We start from the raw sequence: 19,529 nt of genomic DNA, 5'->3' as shown, positions 1-19,529 counted from the left end.
TTATATACGAAACAGTGATTGTAGCAATCTGCCTAATCAACCACCTCGACCAAGCATGGAAAAATAATGGTAAAAATCGAGCCTTGGCCAAACACGCTTTCAACCTGAATCGTGCCGTTCAATAGCTCGATAAAATGGCGACATAACGCCAAGCCCAAGCCCGTGCCGCCATAACGCCGCGTCGTCGAGGCATCGCCTTGGGTAAACGGCTCAAACAAACCCAATATTTGCTCGTTGGTCATGCCAATCCCAGTATCGCTCACCCGACATTGCACATGCTGGCTGGCTGGGTCAAAACTCACACTCAAATTGATGCTACCTTGTTTGGTAAATTTTGCGGCGTTGCTCAAAAGATTAAGCAAAATCTGGCGCAGCATGGCCCGATCAGTGTGAATTAATGGCAATTGTTTGTTTGGCTCAAACGCAAGACTATTGGCATTTTTATGGGCCATTGGGCTAATTGTGGCAATTAATTCATGGCCTAATCCATTCAAATCAAACGTTTCGGCAGCAATTTGATATTTACCAGCCTCAACTTTGGCCAAATCAAGCACATCATTGACCAAGTTGAGCAATTGGTGGCCTGCATCGTTAATCTGACCAATATCATGACGAAAATCGTCAAGCATGCTGGGATCGCTAAAATCGGTGTCGTCCATCAGCAATTCGCTATAGCCAATAATTGCATTTAGCGGCGTGCGCAGCTCGTGGCTCATATTGGCCAAAAATGTGCTTTTGGCGCGATTAGCCGCTTCAGCAGCATCGCGGGCATGGCGCAAGGCTTCTTCTGCTTGTTTGCGAGCGGTAATTTCTTGAATCGTGCCCTCAGCATAGAGCACCGAACCATCATCTGCATACACCAAGCGTGAGGTTTCGCTAATCCAAATCCGTTCGCCATTCGCAGGCCGATAAACTTCCGACTCAATTTCATCATACCCGCCATTGGTTTGCAGCAGCTCGCGCAAATATTCAAAGCGCTCAGGATCAACATACATCGTGTTGAGATCGGCCACATAATCGACCAATTCATGTTCGTGAACAAAGCCTGCTAAGCGCACCAAAGCCGGATTGGCCCGTAACACCCGACCATCAAGGGTTATGCGAAAAATCCCAATTTTGGTTGTTTCAAAGATTGTGCGATAATCGCGCTCAGCCATGCGCAGCGCATCATTTAATTGATGATGCTCAGTTATATCCTGCAACGAGCCATAGATTTTGATGGGCTGGCCAAACTCTAGCTCAACGCGCCCGGTAAAACGCCCCCAAAACGTGCGCCCACGAAAGGTGCGCATTTCGAGGCTCAGATCAAACGAACCACGCTGCTCGATCATCTGACGAAAAATTGACTCTAGCTGAATAAGCGTAGCATTGGTATGAAAAAAATTCTGATTCTCAATTGTCGGCGTATATTCAAGCGGCGTTGTATCTAAAATACGATACATTTCGCGCGTCCAATACACTTGGTTGGTGCGCAGATCAATTTCCCAGCCCCCAACATGAGCGGTTTGCTCAGTTTGCAGCATCAAGCGTTCAAGCCGATTGCTCTCGGTAATATCGCGCACCAACCACACTTGGCGCGGGCCATGTGCCGCCAAGGTGCATTCCAAAAGACAACTTTGACGTTGACGATTAACAATAAAGCCTTGAATTGTTTGGCCTAAGCTTGAGGCTGAGGCAGTTGCATATAATTGGCGCATACTGGCAGCTTCAGTTGGATACAACAACTCAAACCATTGCTCGGCAGTGGTAATTTCGGCGTTGCTATAGCCAATCATCGCCGTAACTACTTGATTGAAAAAAACCTGAGAACCTTGAAACCAGACCAAACCAACCGGAAATTGCTCAAGCGTCACATCTTTACGGCGGGTCGCTTTGATCAAACGGCGTTGCCAGGCGCTGGTTAGCGGCCATTTCAGTTTCTGAGGCATAGAGTCTCGTCCTCACAACACAAGTTTCAAGCCTTCGGTCTAAGCCCTATTGTAGTATGAGAAGCCCAACGATCCAAGTAGTTTAAAGCAAGCGTATCATTTATGACGCACTGCACAGCAGCAAGCAACGACCATGCTATAATGAGTTTCCCGCAGCACAATTCAGATCGCAGGAGGCGTTGTGGAATTAATTAAGAAATATGGCAATCGTAAGCTTTACCATACCAATGCCAAACAATATATTACCTTGCATGGCATCGCCAAGTTAATCCGCGCTGGCAGCGATGTTCGGGTGGTCGATAATGTTACTGGCGAAGATTTGACGGTGCAAACGTTATCGCAAATTTTGCTCAACAACAAAGGCCGCCGTTCAGGCCCGCTGCCAATTCCGCTCTTATCCGATCTGATTCAAACCAGCGGTGAGACGCTCTCACAGATGCGGCGCAACCTGTTCCAATCGCTTGGTGGCAGCCAAATTGTTGAGGCCGAAATTCGCTTGCGGCTTGAACATTTGCTTGATGAAGGCAAAATTAGCGAAGAATTATGTCAACGAATGGGCCAATTATTGCTCAATGATTCGGGCCATGCGCATGCCGAAAATCTGCCCGATCGCTCTGATGTTGAACGTTTGAAAGGTCAAGTTGAGCAACTTGCCAATTTAGTTGAACAGTTGTTACAGGATAAATAAGCAATCGCCGTTTCTCCGATTCGTTTGCCGACGTATCGCCAATGGCAATGAGGCCACGATCAATGAAGAATTCAACCCCATCTAAACGCGCGCTCGTTCTTGCCGGTGGTGGCATCTCTGGAGCTGTTTACGAAATTGGTGCACTCCGCGCCATCGATGATCTCCTCACAACCCTCACAATTAATGATTTTGATATGTATGTTGGCACCAGCGCAGGCAGTTTAATTAGCTCGTGTCTGGCCAATGGCATTACGACCCGCGAGTTGCTGCGCATTCTCGAAGGGGCCTTGCCCGATGCCAAACGCCTGCAACGCGACCAAATTTTGGCGCTCAATTTGCGTGGCTTAGTCAAACGCGGACGACGCTTGCCACGGCTTTTGGCCCAACGCGCAATCGAAACTTTGCGCCATCCACGCGATTTTGCGCCCTTAGATTGGGCTTGGAAGATGCTCGAAGGCTTGCCCAACGGCATTTATTCAACCAATAGTTTAGAGCGCTATCTGCGCAATTTCTTGGCCGAACGTGGTAGCAACCACTTTGCCGAGCTGCAACGCGAACTGTATATCGTAGCAACCGAGCTTGATAGCGGCGATCGGGCGGTGTTTGGCGAGGGCAATCTGCGCAATGTGCCAATTTCGGCAGCAGTCGCCGCATCAAGCGCGATGCCGATTGTCTATGAGCCAGTGCGGATCAATGGCGTTGATTATATTGATGGTGGCGTGCGTGGCACGGCCAGTCTCGATGTGGCGATTGATCGTGGAGCCAAATTGATTGTCTGTGTCAATCCACTGGTTGCCTTTGATAATCGCAAGCAACAGCTTGGCAGCCGCATCGCCGATGCAGGAATTCAGGCGATTGGCAACCAAGTATTTCGCACCTTTATTCAGGCTGGTTTACACTATCACATCAAAAAACTGCGCCAGCAACACCCAGATGTCGATATTATTTTGATTGAGCCACGGGCTGATGATGCGACGGTGTTTGGCGAACATGTGCTGCATTATGACGAGCGAATGATGCTGGCTCGCCATGGCTACGAATCGGCCACGATTCGCATGGCCGACCAATATCAAGATTACAAGGCGATTTTGGCCAAGCATGGCGTACAAATCAGCCGCCAACGGGTTGCTAAAGAGCTGCATCATCTGTTTGCCAGCGACGATGCCGAAACCGTGCACTCGTTACTTGCCCGCGATCCCAATGGCAAGCGCCTGACCAACCCCCAAAAAAGCTGGCGCACGGCCAACCTCGCCCACACCCTCGATGATCTCGATGCGCGGCTTGGCAACTTGGAATAATTGCGATTGATCCCCTCGCCCCAACCCCTCTCCCGTGCGCGGGCGAGGGGCTTTCTGATTACGAAAATGTTAGTAGAAAACGATCTTGCCCCAACCCGCTCCCACGCAGTGGGCGAGGGGCTTTAACATCGTGGTTTTCTCCCAATTCCTTTGTGAAATAGTCGGCTCCCCTCGCCCGCGTTTTCGTGGGCGAGGGGGCTGGGGGTGAGGGCATGTTCTTGATTACCAATCCAATCAACCCTATGTTCTATGCTCTTTGCTCTATGCTCTTTTTAACCTCCACTTGACAAATTCATTAATTTTTTATAAAATCTTTATAATTTCAATGAAATAAGTAAGGTTTTAGTCCATAGGCCAAAATGACAATCAATGGAGGAATGTCATGGATGTTGCGTACCGAAGGACGGCCAAGCTGCGCGGAGCATTTTCGCTCACCATCACTCTTGCTCTGCTGGCGGGAATGTTGCTAACGCGTGGCACGCCAACGCAAGCGGCAGGCAATGCAGACTGTCGGCCTGATGGGATGGTTCCAACCGCTGGAGTCGACACACCCTATTGTGCCATTTACGATACCGCTGGCCGCGAAAAAATGGGTAGCGATCACCCACGCCGGATTATTGGCTATTTTCCAAGTTGGCGCACTGGCACGAATGGTCAGCCAGCATACCTCGTCAACAATATTCCTTGGAATAAAATCACCCACATCAATTATGCCTTTGCTCACATTCAAAACAGCCGCATCTCGGTTGGTAGCAACACCGCCACCAACCCCTCGATTGGCATGACTTGGCCCGGCGTTGCTGGCGCTGAAATGGACCCAGCCTTGCCCTACAAAGGCCACTTCAACCTGCTGACCCAATACAAACGCCAGAATCCCAACGTTAAAACGCTGATTTCGGTCGGTGGTTGGGCAGAAACTGGCGGTTATTTTGGCGATAATGGTGATCGGATTAGCGATGGTGGTTTCTTCAGCCTAACCGTCAACGCCGACAACAGCGTCAATACCGCAGGCATCAATACCTTTGCCGATTCAGTGGTTGGCTTCTTGCGCGGCTACAATTTCAACGGGGTCGATATTGACTACGAATATCCAACCTCGATGAAAGACGCTGGCCATCCGCTGGATTGGGTCTATGCCAACCCCCGCCGCGCTAGCCTGATGAAAGGCTATGTGGCCTTGATGAAAACCTTGCGCGAAAAGCTCGACGCTGCGGGGGCTGCCGATGGCAAATATTACATGCTGACGATTGCCTCGCCCTCATCGGGCTACTTGCTGCGCGGCATGGAAACCTACCAAGTAACCCAATATCTCGATTATGTCAATGTTATGTCATATGACTTGCACGGTGCATGGAACGAGTATGTTGGGCCAAACGCTTCGCTGTATGATGATGGCAAAGATGCAGAATTAGCTGCGGCTGGAGTTTATACCACAGCCCAATATGGCGGCATCGGCTATCTCAACACCGACTGGTCGTACCACTACTTCCGTGGCAGCATGCCAGCGGGCCGAATCAACATCGGCGTGCCTTATTACACCCGTGGCTTCAAAAATGTCAATGGTGGCACAAATGGTTTGTGGGGCACAGCGGTTGGCTCAAATTGTCCGATTGGCTTGACCAAGTGTGGTGATGGCGCACGCGGCATCGACAACATTTGGCACGATACCGAAAATGGCCAAGAAGTTGGCGCTGGCGCAAACCCAATGTGGCACGCCAAAAACCTCGAACAAGGCCTTGCAGGCAGCTACATCAGCCAATTTGGCCTGAACCCAGCCACCGACCCAGAAGATCGCTTGACTGGCACATATGTCCGCAACTACAGCAGCTCATTGGTTGCGCCATGGCTTTGGAATAGCCAAAAGCGCGTCTTTATCTCAACTGAAGATGAGCAATCGCTGGGAGCCAAAGCCGATTATGTGGTCAACAAAGGCTTAGGCGGGATCATGTTCTGGGAGCTTTCAGGGGACTACGATTGGCACGCCGAGCGCAACAACGGCCAAGGCGAATATTTCATGGGCGATACCTTGACCAGTCTGCTGTATGACAAGTTCCGCAGCGCGCCAGCCTATGGAGCCAACAAAGCCAATCGCACGCTGCCCAGCAATTTGCTCAACATCAAGGTCGATTTCACCAACTGGCCAATTGGCGATAACAACTATCCAATTAGCCCCAAAATGGTGATAACCAACAACTCAAATGTGACGATTCCAGGCGGCGCAACCTTTGAATTTGATTATGGCACCTCGGCTCCCAACAATGCCAAGGATCAATCGGGCTTTGGCTTTACCGTGACGAGCAGCGGCCACACTGGCAGCAATGCTGGTGGCTTGCGCGGCGATTTCAACCATATTCAATTCAAATTCCCGGGCTGGCAAACCCTTGCTCCAGGCGAGAGTGTAACGATTGATTTCGTCTACTATCTGCCAATGAGCACGCCATCGAACTGGACTGTGAACTTTAACAACACGACCTATGGCTTGGTCAGCGATTATCCACGTGGCACGGTGGTTGGCCCAACGCCAACGGTTGGAAACCCAACCAATACGCCAGTTGCAACGGCAACGCGCACGCCAGTTGGCCCAACCGCTACGCCAACCCGCACGCCAATTGCGACCGCGACCCGCACACCTGCCCCAAGCGCAACGCCAACTCAACCGGGCACGTGTACTGCGCCAGCATGGGAGAGCGGCAAAGTCTATCTGCGTGGCGATTTGGTTTCGTACAACAATCGTCAATGGTTTGCCCAATGGTGGACGCAAAATGAAACCCCGGGCAATGCTCAAGTTTGGCAGGATCAAGGTGTTTGTGGTGGGGGCAACCCAACCAATACGCCTGTTGTGCCAGCAACCAGCACACCACGGCCAACCAATACGCCAGCCGTGCCAGCGACCAGCACACCACGGCCAACCAACACCCCAGTGCAACCAAGCGCTACCCCAACCAATACCACTGGCGTGCAGCCATGGGCAGCTAATGTGAGCTATGCAGCTGGGGCAAAAGTAAGCTATAACGGCATCATTTATACCTGTCTGCAAACCCACACCTCGTTGCCAGGCTGGGAGCCAAGCAACGTTCCAGCGCTCTGGCGCGCCAACTAAGCTCGCCATTGTTCAAGCCGCAGCGCCATGCACTGGCCTAGAGTGCATGGCGCTGCGGTTTTTTAGCTCCTAAAAAAATCCACGCCTGCAAGCTAGCTTGCAGGCGTGGATTTTGTTTAACTAGCATGGACCTAAGCTTGATTTAGTTAGGACGGGCGGTTGGTGGTGGCGTTGGGCCAGTTGGTGGCACTGCCGTTGGCCGCACTGTGCTGGTTGGCGTTGGCGTTGGATCGGCTGGGTTATGCGGCGGGCTGGTTGGAACCACCGTTGCCGTAGCTGGAGGTAAGGCCGTTGGCAGCTCGGTTGGGCACGTTGTACAGGTATTTGGCGTGCTGGTTACTGGCGGCAATGCCGTTGGTTCTTCCGTTGGTACCTCGGTTGGACACACCGTAGCGCCACATGGTGCTGGCGTGCTGGTTACTGGTGGTGGCACTGTTGGACAAACCGTAGCGCCACAGGGCAATGGCGTGCTGGTTGCTGGTGGAACAATCGTTGGGCAAACAGCACCATTACACGGCAATGGCGTATTGGTTGGATACTGTGGCTCGCTCGTTGGAACCGCAGTTGGATCTGGCGGCACAGCCGTTGGCTCTTGGCCCACTGGAGTTGCCGTTGGCGGCACAGCCGTTGGCTGTTGGCCCGCTGGGGTAGCCGTTGGGGGGCCTTGGGTTGGCACAGTTGTTGGCACGGTTGGATTACATGGATTGGTCGTACTTGGCACACAAGCTGGCGTTGACGTGCTGGTTGGCACAAGCGTTGGCCAAGTTGTGCCGATTGGTGGTAATTGCGTTGGCAACGCAGTTGGCACGCTTGGCCCACATGGATTAGTCGTGCTTGGCACACAGGTTGGCAGCGCCGTCGCAACTTGGGTTGGCACGCTAGTTGGAACACTCGGCTCACACGGTTTGGTTGTGCTTGGCACACAGGTTGGCCGAGCGGTCGCAACTTGGGTTGGCCGCGCCGTGCGCGTCACAACTGAAGCTACTTCAACATTTTTGCCAGTCTCAACTGGTTTGACTGCCCAGACTCCGCCAGCAATCAAAAACATCAGGCCCACTGCAAAAGACCACATCATTATCGTTTTTGTTCGGATCATTGTTGTTACTCCAAGCTTGGCACGGATCGTCCGCACCTGTTCGGTCGTAAGGTGGAGCGTGCTGGTTGGCAACTGTTCTAACAACTGGCTGGTTGTTTGCTGCTGACGAAGTGCTTGGCGACAAGCTGCACATGCAGCAACGTGCTGATTCACCACTTGCCACTCATCCTCAGTCAGGTGTTGCCAATCGCTGAGGAGCGGCTGAAGATCATGACACTTCATGGCCACGTTCCTCCTCATATAAACTCCGAAAACGATCACGGGCCCGTGATAATCGTTTGCGGACTGCACCTAATTCTTCACCGTTTAATTTGGCGACTTCTGCTGGACTACAGCCAGCGTAATGGACCATCAAGAGCACTTCTGCATCTTGGGGTTTGAGTTTGGCTAAGCAACCACGGATGGCTTGAGTGATTTCAACATTCTGGGCGAAATTATTGGCCTCTGGTTGCCAGCTACGCATAAACCAACTCCAACGGCGTTGCCGTCGCAGGTGATCCAAGGCGAGGTTGCTGGCAATTCGAAAGAGCCATGCTTGGGGAACCGCTGGCAAAACCGCTGGATCAAGCACCTTCATAGCGCGGAGGAAGGTTTCTTGCACCAAATCGGCTGCCTGTTCAGGTTGCCCCACAATTCGCGTCAGATAGCGAAACGTTGCATCGTGATAGTCATCAAACCATTGGCTTATGACTTGGGTCACTGCCGTCTCTCGTTCGGTTGTGTGCACATAAGGAATAATCATAGGCTGCTTGCCCCGGCGGTAGCATGCTGTCTGCAATTAATGACGAACAGCTCGCCCAAAAATGGACAGGCAGAATCGCAATTATCCAAAATTGCTCAAATGTGCATGAAACCAGTACCGCAAGTTTATTCGTAAGGTTGAGCACGTACAGTTATCAAGCGATTTATTAGTACTGAGGTCATAGTTCCTAATGAGTGATCTGACGTTGTTTACCCATGATTATCGGTCAACGATGTGGCATAAATTAAATCAGCAGCAACCGATTGTGGCAATCTTCGTTAGTCATTCGGTCGATGCCAGTTCGCAACAGATGCTACGCACGATGGAAGCGCAACAGACGCAATTCCGTCAGTTACAAGCCCAACCAGTCATTTTAACCAAAACGAATCCCGCTCATTTAAACGCATTTATTCAGCATTTCCAGCCAATCTATCCTGTGCTCAGCGATCCTAATGGTGATGTGTTTCGCAGCTATAGCTTCGCCAGCGAACAACTCGAATTGCAAGGTGGCATTTTGGTCTTGCCACCACGCTCAATCACCGCTGTTTTTCGCTTTGTGCCCCAAAACGATGAGCAACAATTGCCAATCAATGAACTTTTAGCCTGTGTCAAAATGTTGAATTACTACAACTCAAGCATTACAGCCTAGCAGTTGGCGATATTGGCGCGGCGTGAGGCCCGTAATCAAGCGAAATTGACGCGAAAACGCGCTATGATCAGCATAGCCACAGGCCAAGCCAATCGCTGCAATCGAATCAGCGCCAGCCAACAGATTAATACTGGCATCAATGCGGGTTTTAATCAGCAGTTGCTTGGGGGTTAATTCAAAAATCTGTTGAATTGCTCGTTCATATTGGCTCAATGATAGTTGGGCAAGCGTTGCTAATTGCTGAATTGATGTTATTTCAGCAAAATATTCGTTTAAATAATCAATTGAGCTAGCAACCCGCCGCCAAGTTGGGGCATTGCGATTTGGGCTACGCAGATCGCGCGAAATCCCAATTAAGCCCATAATGTTGCCATTGCGATCGCGCAACGGGCGTTTGTGGGTCACACACCAACCCATCTGCAAATTTGGGTAAATATGCACCTCTAAGCGATGATTCAGCGCGCAGCCAGAGCGAATAACCTGCTGATCTTGGCTGGCATAACTCGCCCCCAACTCCAACGGAAATAAATCTTCGGGCAATCGCCCAATTAATTCCTGCTTACTGAGACAACCACAGCGCAAACGCAGGGTTTCATTGACCACACTATAACGCCCCGCCCGATCCTTGCAGAAAAACACCACATCGGGCAATAGATCAAACAAGGGCACAAGTTGCGCCACATCTGGATACTCAATTGTGCAAAAATCCGCATGCTGCATAGCCTAATTGTACAAGACAAATTGCCATAAACCCGCTATTGTAGGAGTTGGGCATCGGGAGTTGGAACCGCGAAGAGCGCGAAGGACGCGAAGTTTTGATCCACGAAGAGGATGGGCTATTGGCTATTGGCTTTTGGCTCTCGGACAATCATTGAGGGTTGGCAACAGACGGTTGGCACAGCACGCGATCCTGATCCCCAGCCCCTGACCCCCGACCCCTCGCTACAAGGAGGCATAATGCGCATTGCCATTGTCGATTCGCATACCGCTGGCGAACCAACTCGCATCGTGATTGCTGGCGGCCCTGAGCTTGGCGGCGGCAGCGTTGCTCAACAACGTGATGTGCTAGCCCAAAATTACGATTGGCTACGCTCGGCGGTTGTCAACGAGCCTCGCGGCTCCGATGTGTTGGTGGGCGCAATTTTATGTCCACCAAGCGACCAACGCTGTTGCACAGGCGTGATCTTCTTTAATAATGTTGGTTATTTGGGCATGTGCGGCCATGGCACAATTGGCTTGGTTGCAACCCTCGCCCACCTCGGCAAAATCGGGGTTGGCGAGCATCTGATTGAAACACCCGTCGGGATTGTCAGCGCAACCTTGCACCCCGACGGCCAAGCCACGATCGAAAACGTGCCAAGTTACCGCTATCAAGCCAATGTAGCGCTCGATCTACCGAATCCTGGCCGAATTCATGGCGATATTGCTTGGGGCGGCAATTGGTTTTTCTTGGTCAACGACCATGGTCAAGATCTCAGTTTGGCCAATGTTGAGCAACTGACAAATTTTAGCTGGCAAATTCGCCAAGCCCTCGAAGCAGCCAAGATTACGGGCGCAAACAACGGCCTAATCGATCATATCGAATTATTTGGGGCTGGCGCTGAAGGAGCCAACAGCCGCAGTTTTGTGCTCTGCCCGGGCAAGGCCTACGATCGTTCGCCCTGTGGCACGGGCACGAGCGCCAAATTGGCCTGCCTCGCCGCCGATGGCAAACTTGCGCCAAACACAACTTGGGTGCAAGAAAGCATCATCGGCAGCCGCTTTGAGGCCAAATATCGCCACGAGGGCGAGGCAATTATCTCCAAAATTACTGGCTCGGCCTATGTTACGCTCGAAGGCCAGCTCATTTTGCACGAGGCCGATCCATTTCGCTGGGGGATTCAATGAGCAGCGCAATCATCGTTGGCGGCGGGATTGTAGGCTGTGCCGTAGCGCTGGAATTGGCCCAAGCTGGCGTACAAGTTACCCTCATCGAGCGCGATTGCCTTGGCAGCGGGGCAACGGCGGCAGGCATGGGCCATATTGTGGTGATGGATGAGGGCGAAGCGCAATTAAAGCTCACCTTGTATGGCCAGCAATTGTGGCAAACGCTCACCGCCGCGCACCCACAACGCCACGAATATCATGAATGTGGCACATTGTGGGTTGCCACCGATGCTGAAGAATGGCAATTGGTTGCTGAAAAAGCAGCGGTCTATCGCCAGCATCTAATTCCCTGCGAAATCTTGGATGCAGCAGCACTCTATGCCCACGAACCAGCGCTACGAGCGGGCTTGGTCGGTGGCTTATTGGTGCCAAACGATAGTGTGGTCTATCCACCAAAAAGCGCCGTTTACCTGTGGCAACAAGCTGAGAAGCACGCCGCCAAACTGGTGTACGGCGAAGTTCGCAGCATTCAAGCCAATGCTGTACAGCTGAGCGATGGCCGCCAACTGCATGCCGATGCGATTGTGATTGCCAATGGCCAGCGTTGCATTGAGCTATTGCCAGAGTTGCCAATTCGCGCCAAACGCGGCCAATTGGTGATTACCGAGCGCTATCCCAATTTGATCAAGCATCAGCTGGTCGAATTAAGCTACATCAAAAACGCCCATGCCAGTAGCGGCGATTCGGTGGCATTCAACCTTCAGCCACGGCCCAACGGCCAATTGTTAATTGGCTCCTCGCGCCAGTTTGATCGCACCGATCGCCAAATCGATCAACAGTTATTAAGCACAATGTTGCGCAAAGCAATTGACTATGTGCCAGCGCTGGCCGATGTGCGTTGCCTGCGCACTTGGACTGGCGTGCGCGCCGCTTCGCCCGACGGCTTGCCGCTAATTGGCCAGCATCCTGAGCAGGCAGGATTATGGCTGAATGTTGGCCACGAAGGCTTGGGAATTACGACCGCCTTGAGCAGCGCCCGCCTGTTGGCCGACCAAATGTTGCACCGCCCAGCAGCGCTCGATCTTCAACCCTACCTGCCACGCGGCTTGCAGCAGGAGCAACGATGAAACAAATTCACATTTCAATCAATGGCACACGCTATCAGGTTGCTGAGCACAGCAATCTCGCCGCCGTGCTGATGACCAACGCCATCGCCAATCGGCGCTCGGTTAGTGGCGAGCCGCGCATGGCCGTCTGTGGCATGGGCAGTTGTGGCGAGTGCCGCGTAACAATCAACCAGCAAGCTCATCAACTGGCCTGCTTGCAACAATGCTCCGAGGGCATGGAGGTGCAGTGTGAGCCTTAATCTGGTGATTGTTGGGGCTGGGCCAGCGGGCTTGGCCGCCGCGTGGAGCGCAAGCCAAAGCAAGGCCAATGTCACTCTGATCGATCAATATGATCAGGCTGGTGGCCAGATTTGGCGTGGTGGAACACACGCTGCGCCAAAGCGTTATCAACATTTGTTTGCTCAGCAGACAGAACTGCGTTATCTCAATAAAACCCATGTAATTGGTGCAAACGCCGATCACTTGTTTTTGGCAACGCCGAACGGCCCGCAACAACTCGCGTTTGATCGCGTGATTTTGGCCAACGGTGCGCGAGAATTGTTCTTGCCGTTTCCTGGCTGGACGCTGCCCAAAGTGCTGGGAGTTGGCGGCTTGCAGGCCTTGGTCAAAGGTGGTTTGCCGATTGCAGGCAAAAACGTCGTCGTTGCAGGCAGCGGCCCGTTGCTGGTTGCGGTCGCTAGCCAGCTAAAACAGCGTGGCGCAATCGTTAAAGCCGTGGTTGAGCAAGCGCCATTGGGTCAATTACTGCGGTTTGGTCGGAGTTTGGCTGGCTATCCAAGCAAAATTGGGCAAGCAGCCCAAAGCATAGCAATGTTGCGCAATACGCCGTTTTACCCAAATACATGGGTCGTGGCAGCTGAGGGCGCTGGCGCAGTGCAACAGGTGCGGTTAAGCAATCATCACAGCATCGAATGCGATTATTTGGCCTGTAGCTGGAGCTTAATTGCCAACACCGAGCTAGCGCAACAGCTTGGTTGCAAACTTGAGCACAGTTTTGTGCTGGTTGATCGCGGCCAACAAACCAGTGTCAATCATATCTATGCTGCTGGCGAATTAACTGGCATCGGCGGCGAAGATAAAGCAATCGTCGAAGGCCAAATTGCTGGCTTTGCGGCAACTGGCAATTATCAGGCGGCCAGCCAATTGGCCCACAAGCAAGCTCAAGCCCGCCAATTTAGCCAACAATTAGCAACAAGTTTTGCATTACGACCAGAATTACGTCAACTTGCACAGGCCAATACATTAGTTTGCCGTTGCGAAGATGTGACATTTGAACAATTGCAAAATCAGCCATCGTGGCGCAGCGCCAAACTCCAAACCCGCTGTGGCATGGGCGTGTGCCAAGGCCGAGTTTGCAGCAGCGCAACGCAATATTTATTCGGTTGGGGTCAAGATAGCGTGCGCTTTCCGATTCATCCGGTCAGCGTCGCCGATTTAGTAATGGAGTCAGTATGAGCATGTGGCATGGAGTTATTCCGGCAATTACCACCCGTTTTAATCACGATGGCAGCGTTGATCATGGTTTTTTGGCCGAGCACTGTCGTTGGATGTTGGATGCTGGCTGTGTGGGGATCGTGCCGCTTGGCTCACTAGGCGAGGGCGCAACCCTGAGCGCTGCTGAAAAACAGGCAATTCTGCAAACCTGTGTCAAGGTTGCTGGCAAGAATCCGGTTATTCCCGGGATTGCAGCGCTTTCGACCGCTGAAGCATGTCAGCTGGCCCAACTAGCTGCTGCCGAAGGCTGCTCAGGTTTGATGGTGCTGCCGCCATACCTGTATTCAACCGATTGGCGCGAAATGCAAGCTCATATGAGCGCCGTCATCAGCGCCACCGAGCTACCAGTGATGATCTACAATAATCCAGTAGCCTATCGCACCGATTTTGTGCCCAGCCAAATTGGCGAATTAGCCGAGCGCCACCCAAATGTGCAAGCAGTCAAAGAATCGAGCACCGATGTGCGGCGGGTTACGGCAATTCGGGCTGAGCTTGGGCAACGGCTCGAAATTCTGGTTGGGGTTGACAATGCGATTGTTGAGGGCATTGCAGCTGGTGCGGTGGGCTGGATTGCTGGCTTGGTTAATGCCTTTCCCCATGAATCAGTCGAATTATTTCACTTGGCGCAGGCCGTTAGCGCAGGCCATGGCGATCGCGAACGTTTAGCGGCGATTTATGCTTGGTTTTTGCCATTGTTGCGGCTCGATACCGTGCCAAAATTTGTCCAATTGATTAAACTAACGCAGGCTATGGTCGGCATGGGCAGCGAAACCGTGCGCGCACCACGGCTTGAATTAGTTGGAGCCGAGCGCGAAGCAGCAGTTGCAGTGATTGAACAAGCCCTTGCGCAGCGGCAGGAGTTATGGCCATGAAACCTATTTTGATCAACGGCGAATGGCAGCTTGGCGATTATGTTGGCAGCTTTCAGGCAACCAACCCGACAACTGCCCAAACCATCGCCACCGAGTACCCAATTTCTGGGCGTGGTGATTTAGAACTCGCCTTGAATGCGGGGGTTGCAGCCTCACGCGAACTGGCGCAAAGCAGTGCCGAGCAACGCGCCACATTTCTCGAACGCTATGCCGACTTGATTGAGGCCAATCGCCAACAATTAACTGAGCTAGCCCATAGCGAAACAGGCTTGCCAATCGAGCCGCGCTTGAACAGCGTTGAATTGCCGCGCACGGTCAATCAATTACGTCAAGCTGCTAATGCCATACGCAACCACACCTGGGAATTAGCAACGATCGACACAAAAGCCAATATTCGCTCGTTGTATGGCAGTTTGGCAGCGCCAGTTGCCATTTTTGGGCCGAATAATTTTCCATTTGCCTACAATGCGATTGCTGGCAGCGATTTTGCCTCAGCCATCGCCGCAGGCAATGCCGTGATTGCTAAGGGTCACCCAAGCCATCCGGCCACCACCGAACGCTTGGCTCAATTGGCACATGAGGCGGTTTTGGCGGTTGGTTTGCCAGCAGCGAGTGTGCAACTGCTCTACGGCTTGCCCGACGAATTGGGCTTGGCGCTGGTCAGTCATCCATTAATTGGCGCAATTGGCTTTACTGGCTCGCGGCGTGCAGGCTTGGCGCTCAAAGCTGCCGCCGATCAAGCGGGCAAAGCGATTTACCTTGAAATGTCGAGCATCAACCCAGTCGTCATGTTGGCAGGCGCTGTGACTGAGCGTGCCGAAGCGCTTGCCGCCGAATTTGCTGGCTCTTGCACGTTGGGTGCTGGCCAATTTTGCACCAATCCAGGCTTGTTGATTTTAGAACATTCAGCCGCCAGCAACGAATTTATTGAAGCTACCAAAGCCCACTTCAGCCAATACCCCAGTCTGACGCTGCTTAATCAAGGCGTTTTGGCAGGCATCGAAGAGGGCATTAGCGCGTTGCACGATGCTGGCGCACAAGTGTTGGTTGGCGGCCATGGCTTGGATGATGGCTATCGCTATGCCAATAGTTTGCTGTATGTCGCAGGCAACAGCTTTCTCGCCAATCCTCAAGCGCTGAGCCACGAAGTATTTGGCCCAGTCAGCCTGATTGTAGAGTGTGCCGACCAAGCCGAGGTTTTGCAAGTGCTTGATTGTCTTGAAGGCAATTTGACGGGCAGCATCTACAGCAGCAGCGATGGCACAGATGAAGCGTTTTATCAAACCGTCGCTGAACGTTTACGCGCCAAGGTTGGGCGGTTGCTCAACGATAAAATGCCAACCGGCGTGGCGGTCAGTTCGGCCATGAACCATGGTGGGCCATATCCGGCCACTGGCCATGCAGGCTGGACGGCAGTTGGCTTTCCGGCGACAATTCGGCGCTTTGCGGCCTTGCACTGCTACGATAATGTGCGCGAATCACGCTTGCCCAGCATTCTGCAAAATGCCAATCCGCAGGCTATTTGGCGCTTGGTTGATGAGCAATGGAGCAATGCTTAATGCTTGAATTAAAAACTAGGCTGGGTGGTTTGATTTAGGTTTTCCACCCTTCCGTCCCGCCAGCGGGAGACGCAGGGGGTTTTCAGCCCCCTGCACCCCCAAATGTTTATGTGTTGGATTGTTACTGTGATTCTATAACCCCCAAACTTCGCACACTTCGTGGATCAATTTAACGCAGAGGCGCAGAGCGACCGAAGAATGAATTATGAATTATGAGGGATGAAGGGGCTAGGGTTCAGTGGCTCGGCTTACCCTCAGAGCCTATAGCCACCTCGCATTCGTGCTCTTCGTGGATCAAAACTTCGTGTCCTTTGCGTTCTTGGTGGTTTTCGTCACTGGTTCATGCACGTTCGTTTCACCACCCTTCCGTCCCGCCAGCGGGAGACGCAGGGGGTTTTCAGCCCCCTGCACCCCCAAATATTTAGGTGTTGGATTGTTCCTATCTTTCTATTCCCCCTTCGTGGTTCCGCCCGAGGGGTCAGGGAGCATGGATGGGGGATCGGTATTCCGTACAGTGCCAACCGCATGTCGCCAACTCCAATGATTGTCCGAGAGCCTATATCCACCTCGCTTTCGTGCTCTTCGTGTCCTTCGTGGATCAAAAGCCAAGGCCCCGACCCCCAACAACCGATCCCCAAATCAAATCAGCAAGCAATCATTGTCAGAGCCAAGCGCAGCATGCTAGACTGACGGCAGTTTTGCCAACAGGAGCAGTGTGATGGCTAGCGTAAAACCTCAATTATCGCCATGGGTTCGAATTATGTTTGTGATTGTTGCGCTGGTGTTGATCGCTGGCGTTTCGTTGTTGCTGGCCCCGAGTTTGGTTGGGCCGCGTTGGCCGTGGGCCTTGCGCCCATTTGCGACCCGCTTTTTAGGCGCGGTTTATGCTGCCGAAATGGTGGCAGTGATCTGGACGCTCGTTATCAATGATTGGTCGGTGGCGCGCTTGACCATTCCCCAAGCAGTTACCTTTACAACGGTTGTCACCGGAGCATCATTGGCGTGGCTCAATAATTTTGATTTTGCGCGGCCAATTGTCTGGCTCTGGTTCATCATCTACACTATTCCAACTGTGGTTTTGGGTTGGTATTGGTGGCAGTATCGGGCTTGGCCAGCGGTCAATCCGCAAGCGCTTGGCTGGTTGCGCAGCATCTTATTAATTGAAGCAGTGGTTTTAGCGGGCTATGGGCTGGCCTGTATTGTTGCGCCAGCCTGGGCAACCGCTTTTTGGCCATGGAAAATCGATGCCTTTCATGCGCAAATTTATAGCGCCTTGTTCATCACGGGAGCAATTGGTGCATGGATTGTTGCTGGCGGTGGGAATCGCCATGAATTATTGACCCTTGGTGGCAGCCAAGTCGTACTAGGGTTGGGCGTAATTGCAGGTTTAGCACTGGTTGATTTTGGCGCAGCGAACCTGAGCGTGCCGTGGGCAAGCCTTGGATCGATTATTTGGGTCGCAAGTTTTGGGCTAATTGCCTTGGTTGGGGGCTTATTAATTGGGCGGGGATTGCAACAGCAGAGCTAAATCAGCGGGTAAACTTCTCCCCGCTTCCCTCGGGCTCGAAAACCTCAAGCCCGCGCTACGCCTCGTCGTGCATTGTACCACAACTCTAGGTTGCCCGTGCTTGCAGCCTCAAGTATAATATTGATTATTGTTCATTCGGTGTGCGCAGATAGGGGAGATCTGCCAATCCCCGCCGATCTTAACTTGTTGAAGCTCAGGAGATCACATTATGTCTGCGTTTCCTTTACGTGAATTTGCTTCGACTGCTCAGGCATCCGTTGATAGTGGGCCGCAATTTCCCAATGAACCAACTTCAATTGAAGAAACCGGTCTTGGGATGGGTTTTATTGCCGATCTTGTGCTAAAAGTTATTTATTTCAACGGCACTATTACTGCCCAGCGGATCTCAGAGCAAACCTGTTTGCCCTATCTCAACGTCATCGACAAAGTATTGCAATTTCTCAAAATGAGCGAGTATGTCGATATTGTCGGGGCCGAGCAAGGCTTTGGCGAACGCGCCTATCAATATGTCATTACCTTGCAAGGCTCGCGCAAAGTTAACGAAGTGCTCGATCGCTCGCAATATGCTGGGGCAGCGCCAGTTCCGCTTGCCGCCTACATCGAGATGGTCAATCGCCAGTCAATTGGCGGCATGACGATCAATCAGCAACGCATCCGCGAAGCCTTCAAAGATCTAGTCGTCAACGACGAAATGCTCGATAAAATTGGCCCTGCTGCCAACTCGGCGCGTTCACTATTCCTCTATGGCCCGCCAGGCAATGGCAAAACCACCATCGCCGAAGGGATTTCGCGGATTATGGGTGGCTCGGTGATGCTGCCCTATGCTGTCGAAATTGATGGCCAAGTGATCAAACTCTACGATCCGCTCAATCACTCGATTTTGACTAAGCCCGAAATGCGCCACGATGATGTGCCAGCACCATTTGGGGCGGTCGCGACGACCATGCCACCAGCGCCCGATCGCCGTTGGTTGCACTGCAAACGCCCACGAGTGATGGTCGGTGGTGAACTGATTTTGGAACAACTGGAACTGATCTTCGACCCAATTTCCAAAGTCTATGAAGCACCCTACCAAATGAAAGCGAATGGCGGCTTGTTCCTGATCGACGACTTTGGGCGGCAACGCTGTCGGCCAGAAGAATTGTTGAACCGCTGGATTGTGCCACTCGAAAAGAAAATCGACTTTTTGGCCTTGCAAACTGGCAAAAAAATCGAAATTCCCTTCGATGTGTTGATCGTCTTTTCGACCAACCTCGACCCCAAGGGCTTGGTTGATGATGCCTTCTTACGGCGGATTCGGCATAAAATCGAGGTTGCCAACCCAACGCCCAACGAATATCGCGATATTTTCCGCATCGTGTGCAAATCCAAGGGTGTGCCCTATAGCGACGATGGCTTGCGCTATTTGATTCAAGAACACTATTTCAAAGTCAACCGCGAATTGCGCTGTTGTCACCCACGCGATTTGCTTGATCAAGTGCTTGATGAAGCCAAATATCGTGGCCAACCGCCCCAAATGAACAAAGACCTTTTGGATCGGGCTTGTGAAGCCTATTTTGTCAAAATGTAGTGAGGTCAAGCT

The 19,529-nt window shown here is 52.3% G+C and carries 16 protein-coding genes; 12 read left to right on the top strand and 4 right to left on the bottom strand.

Translation table 11 applies throughout. The features are described 5' to 3' along the window. Window positions 1-32: 32 nt before the first annotated feature. Window positions 33-1,928: a PAS domain-containing sensor histidine kinase gene (locus JOD20_RS06140; protein ID WP_204754418.1), complete on the bottom strand. Its 1,896-nt coding sequence runs from the start codon at window positions 1,926-1,928 to the stop codon at window positions 33-35. A gap of 181 nt (window positions 1,929-2,109) precedes the next feature. On the opposite strand from JOD20_RS06140, the gene JOD20_RS06135 reads away from it, so the two are divergent. The 3 genes from JOD20_RS06135 (at window position 2,110) to JOD20_RS06125 (ending at window position 7,014) form a co-directional block, all read left to right on the top strand. Continuing rightward, window positions 2,110-2,616, top strand: coding sequence for a polyhydroxyalkanoate synthesis regulator DNA-binding domain-containing protein (locus JOD20_RS06135; RefSeq protein ID WP_204754417.1), 507 nt, complete (start codon window positions 2,110-2,112; stop codon window positions 2,614-2,616). Window positions 2,617-2,678: 62 nt separating this feature from the next. Then, a complete protein-coding gene (locus tag JOD20_RS06130; protein WP_204754416.1) occupies window positions 2,679-3,914 on the top strand; it encodes a patatin-like phospholipase family protein in 1,236 nt (411 codons plus the stop codon). 382 nt (window positions 3,915-4,296) lie between these two features. Continuing rightward, window positions 4,297-7,014 (top strand): chitinase C-terminal domain-containing protein, encoded by a 2,718-nt coding sequence (locus JOD20_RS06125; RefSeq protein ID WP_204754415.1) that lies wholly within the window; start codon window positions 4,297-4,299, stop codon window positions 7,012-7,014. Window positions 7,015-7,156: 142 nt separating this feature from the next. Here JOD20_RS06125 and JOD20_RS06120 read toward each other — a convergent pair whose 3' ends face one another. Continuing rightward, on the bottom strand, window positions 7,157-8,332 hold the full coding sequence (locus JOD20_RS06120) for an anti-sigma factor family protein (RefSeq protein ID WP_204754414.1): 1,176 nt from the start codon (window positions 8,330-8,332) through the stop codon (window positions 7,157-7,159). Further along, window positions 8,319-8,810 (bottom strand): sigma-70 family RNA polymerase sigma factor, encoded by a 492-nt coding sequence (locus JOD20_RS06115; protein ID WP_204754413.1) that lies wholly within the window; start codon window positions 8,808-8,810, stop codon window positions 8,319-8,321. Before JOD20_RS06115 ends, JOD20_RS06120 begins: the two co-directional genes overlap by 14 nt. A gap of 232 nt (window positions 8,811-9,042) precedes the next feature. Between JOD20_RS06115 and JOD20_RS06110 the strand changes: the two genes are divergently transcribed. Continuing rightward, on the top strand, window positions 9,043-9,501 hold the full coding sequence (locus JOD20_RS06110; RefSeq protein WP_204754412.1) for a redoxin domain-containing protein: 459 nt from the start codon (window positions 9,043-9,045) through the stop codon (window positions 9,499-9,501). Here JOD20_RS06110 and JOD20_RS06105 read toward each other — a convergent pair. Further along, the gene (locus JOD20_RS06105; RefSeq protein ID WP_338034174.1) at window positions 9,484-10,182 is read right to left on the bottom strand and encodes an AraC family transcriptional regulator; all 699 of its coding nucleotides are present in this window, start codon (window positions 10,180-10,182) and stop codon (window positions 9,484-9,486) included. The genes JOD20_RS06110 and JOD20_RS06105 overlap by 18 nt on opposite strands. A gap of 276 nt (window positions 10,183-10,458) precedes the next feature. On the opposite strand from JOD20_RS06105, the gene JOD20_RS06100 reads away from it, so the two are divergent. The 8 genes from JOD20_RS06100 (at window position 10,459) to JOD20_RS06065 (ending at window position 19,517) form a co-directional block, all read left to right on the top strand. Then, complete coding sequence (locus JOD20_RS06100) at window positions 10,459-11,388, top strand: proline racemase family protein (RefSeq protein ID WP_239583746.1); 930 nt, start codon at window positions 10,459-10,461, stop codon at window positions 11,386-11,388. Continuing rightward, complete coding sequence (locus JOD20_RS06095; RefSeq protein WP_204754410.1) at window positions 11,385-12,494, top strand: NAD(P)/FAD-dependent oxidoreductase; 1,110 nt, start codon at window positions 11,385-11,387, stop codon at window positions 12,492-12,494. Before JOD20_RS06100 ends, JOD20_RS06095 begins: the two co-directional genes overlap by 4 nt. Then, window positions 12,491-12,733, top strand: a complete 243-nt coding sequence (locus JOD20_RS06090) for a 2Fe-2S iron-sulfur cluster-binding protein (RefSeq protein WP_204754409.1) — start codon at window positions 12,491-12,493, stop codon at window positions 12,731-12,733. Before JOD20_RS06095 ends, JOD20_RS06090 begins: the two co-directional genes overlap by 4 nt. Further along, on the top strand, window positions 12,723-13,949 hold the full coding sequence (locus tag JOD20_RS06085; protein ID WP_204754408.1) for an FAD-dependent oxidoreductase: 1,227 nt from the start codon (window positions 12,723-12,725) through the stop codon (window positions 13,947-13,949). Before JOD20_RS06090 ends, JOD20_RS06085 begins: the two co-directional genes overlap by 11 nt. Continuing rightward, window positions 13,946-14,860, top strand: a complete 915-nt coding sequence (locus JOD20_RS06080) for a dihydrodipicolinate synthase family protein (RefSeq protein ID WP_204754407.1) — start codon at window positions 13,946-13,948, stop codon at window positions 14,858-14,860. The genes JOD20_RS06085 and JOD20_RS06080 overlap by 4 nt, the downstream gene beginning before the upstream one ends. Continuing rightward, complete coding sequence (locus JOD20_RS06075; protein WP_420828941.1) at window positions 14,851-16,419, top strand: aldehyde dehydrogenase (NADP(+)); 1,569 nt, start codon at window positions 14,851-14,853, stop codon at window positions 16,417-16,419. The genes JOD20_RS06080 and JOD20_RS06075 overlap by 10 nt, the downstream gene beginning before the upstream one ends. A gap of 718 nt (window positions 16,420-17,137) precedes the next feature. Then, on the top strand, window positions 17,138-17,947 hold the full coding sequence (locus JOD20_RS06070; protein WP_204754405.1) for a hypothetical protein: 810 nt from the start codon (window positions 17,138-17,140) through the stop codon (window positions 17,945-17,947). A 208-nt stretch (window positions 17,948-18,155) separates the two neighbouring features. After that, window positions 18,156-19,517 (top strand): ATP-binding protein, encoded by a 1,362-nt coding sequence (locus JOD20_RS06065; protein ID WP_204754404.1) that lies wholly within the window; start codon window positions 18,156-18,158, stop codon window positions 19,515-19,517. The last annotated feature ends 12 nt before the right edge of the window (window positions 19,518-19,529 follow it).

It is taken from the genome of Herpetosiphon giganteus (assembly GCF_016907925.1).
Taxonomy (GTDB): domain Bacteria; phylum Chloroflexota; class Chloroflexia; order Chloroflexales; family Herpetosiphonaceae; genus Herpetosiphon; species Herpetosiphon giganteus.
The sequence above is the reverse complement of the archived record's forward strand: the minus strand, read 5'-3'. Positions and strand labels throughout refer to the sequence as shown.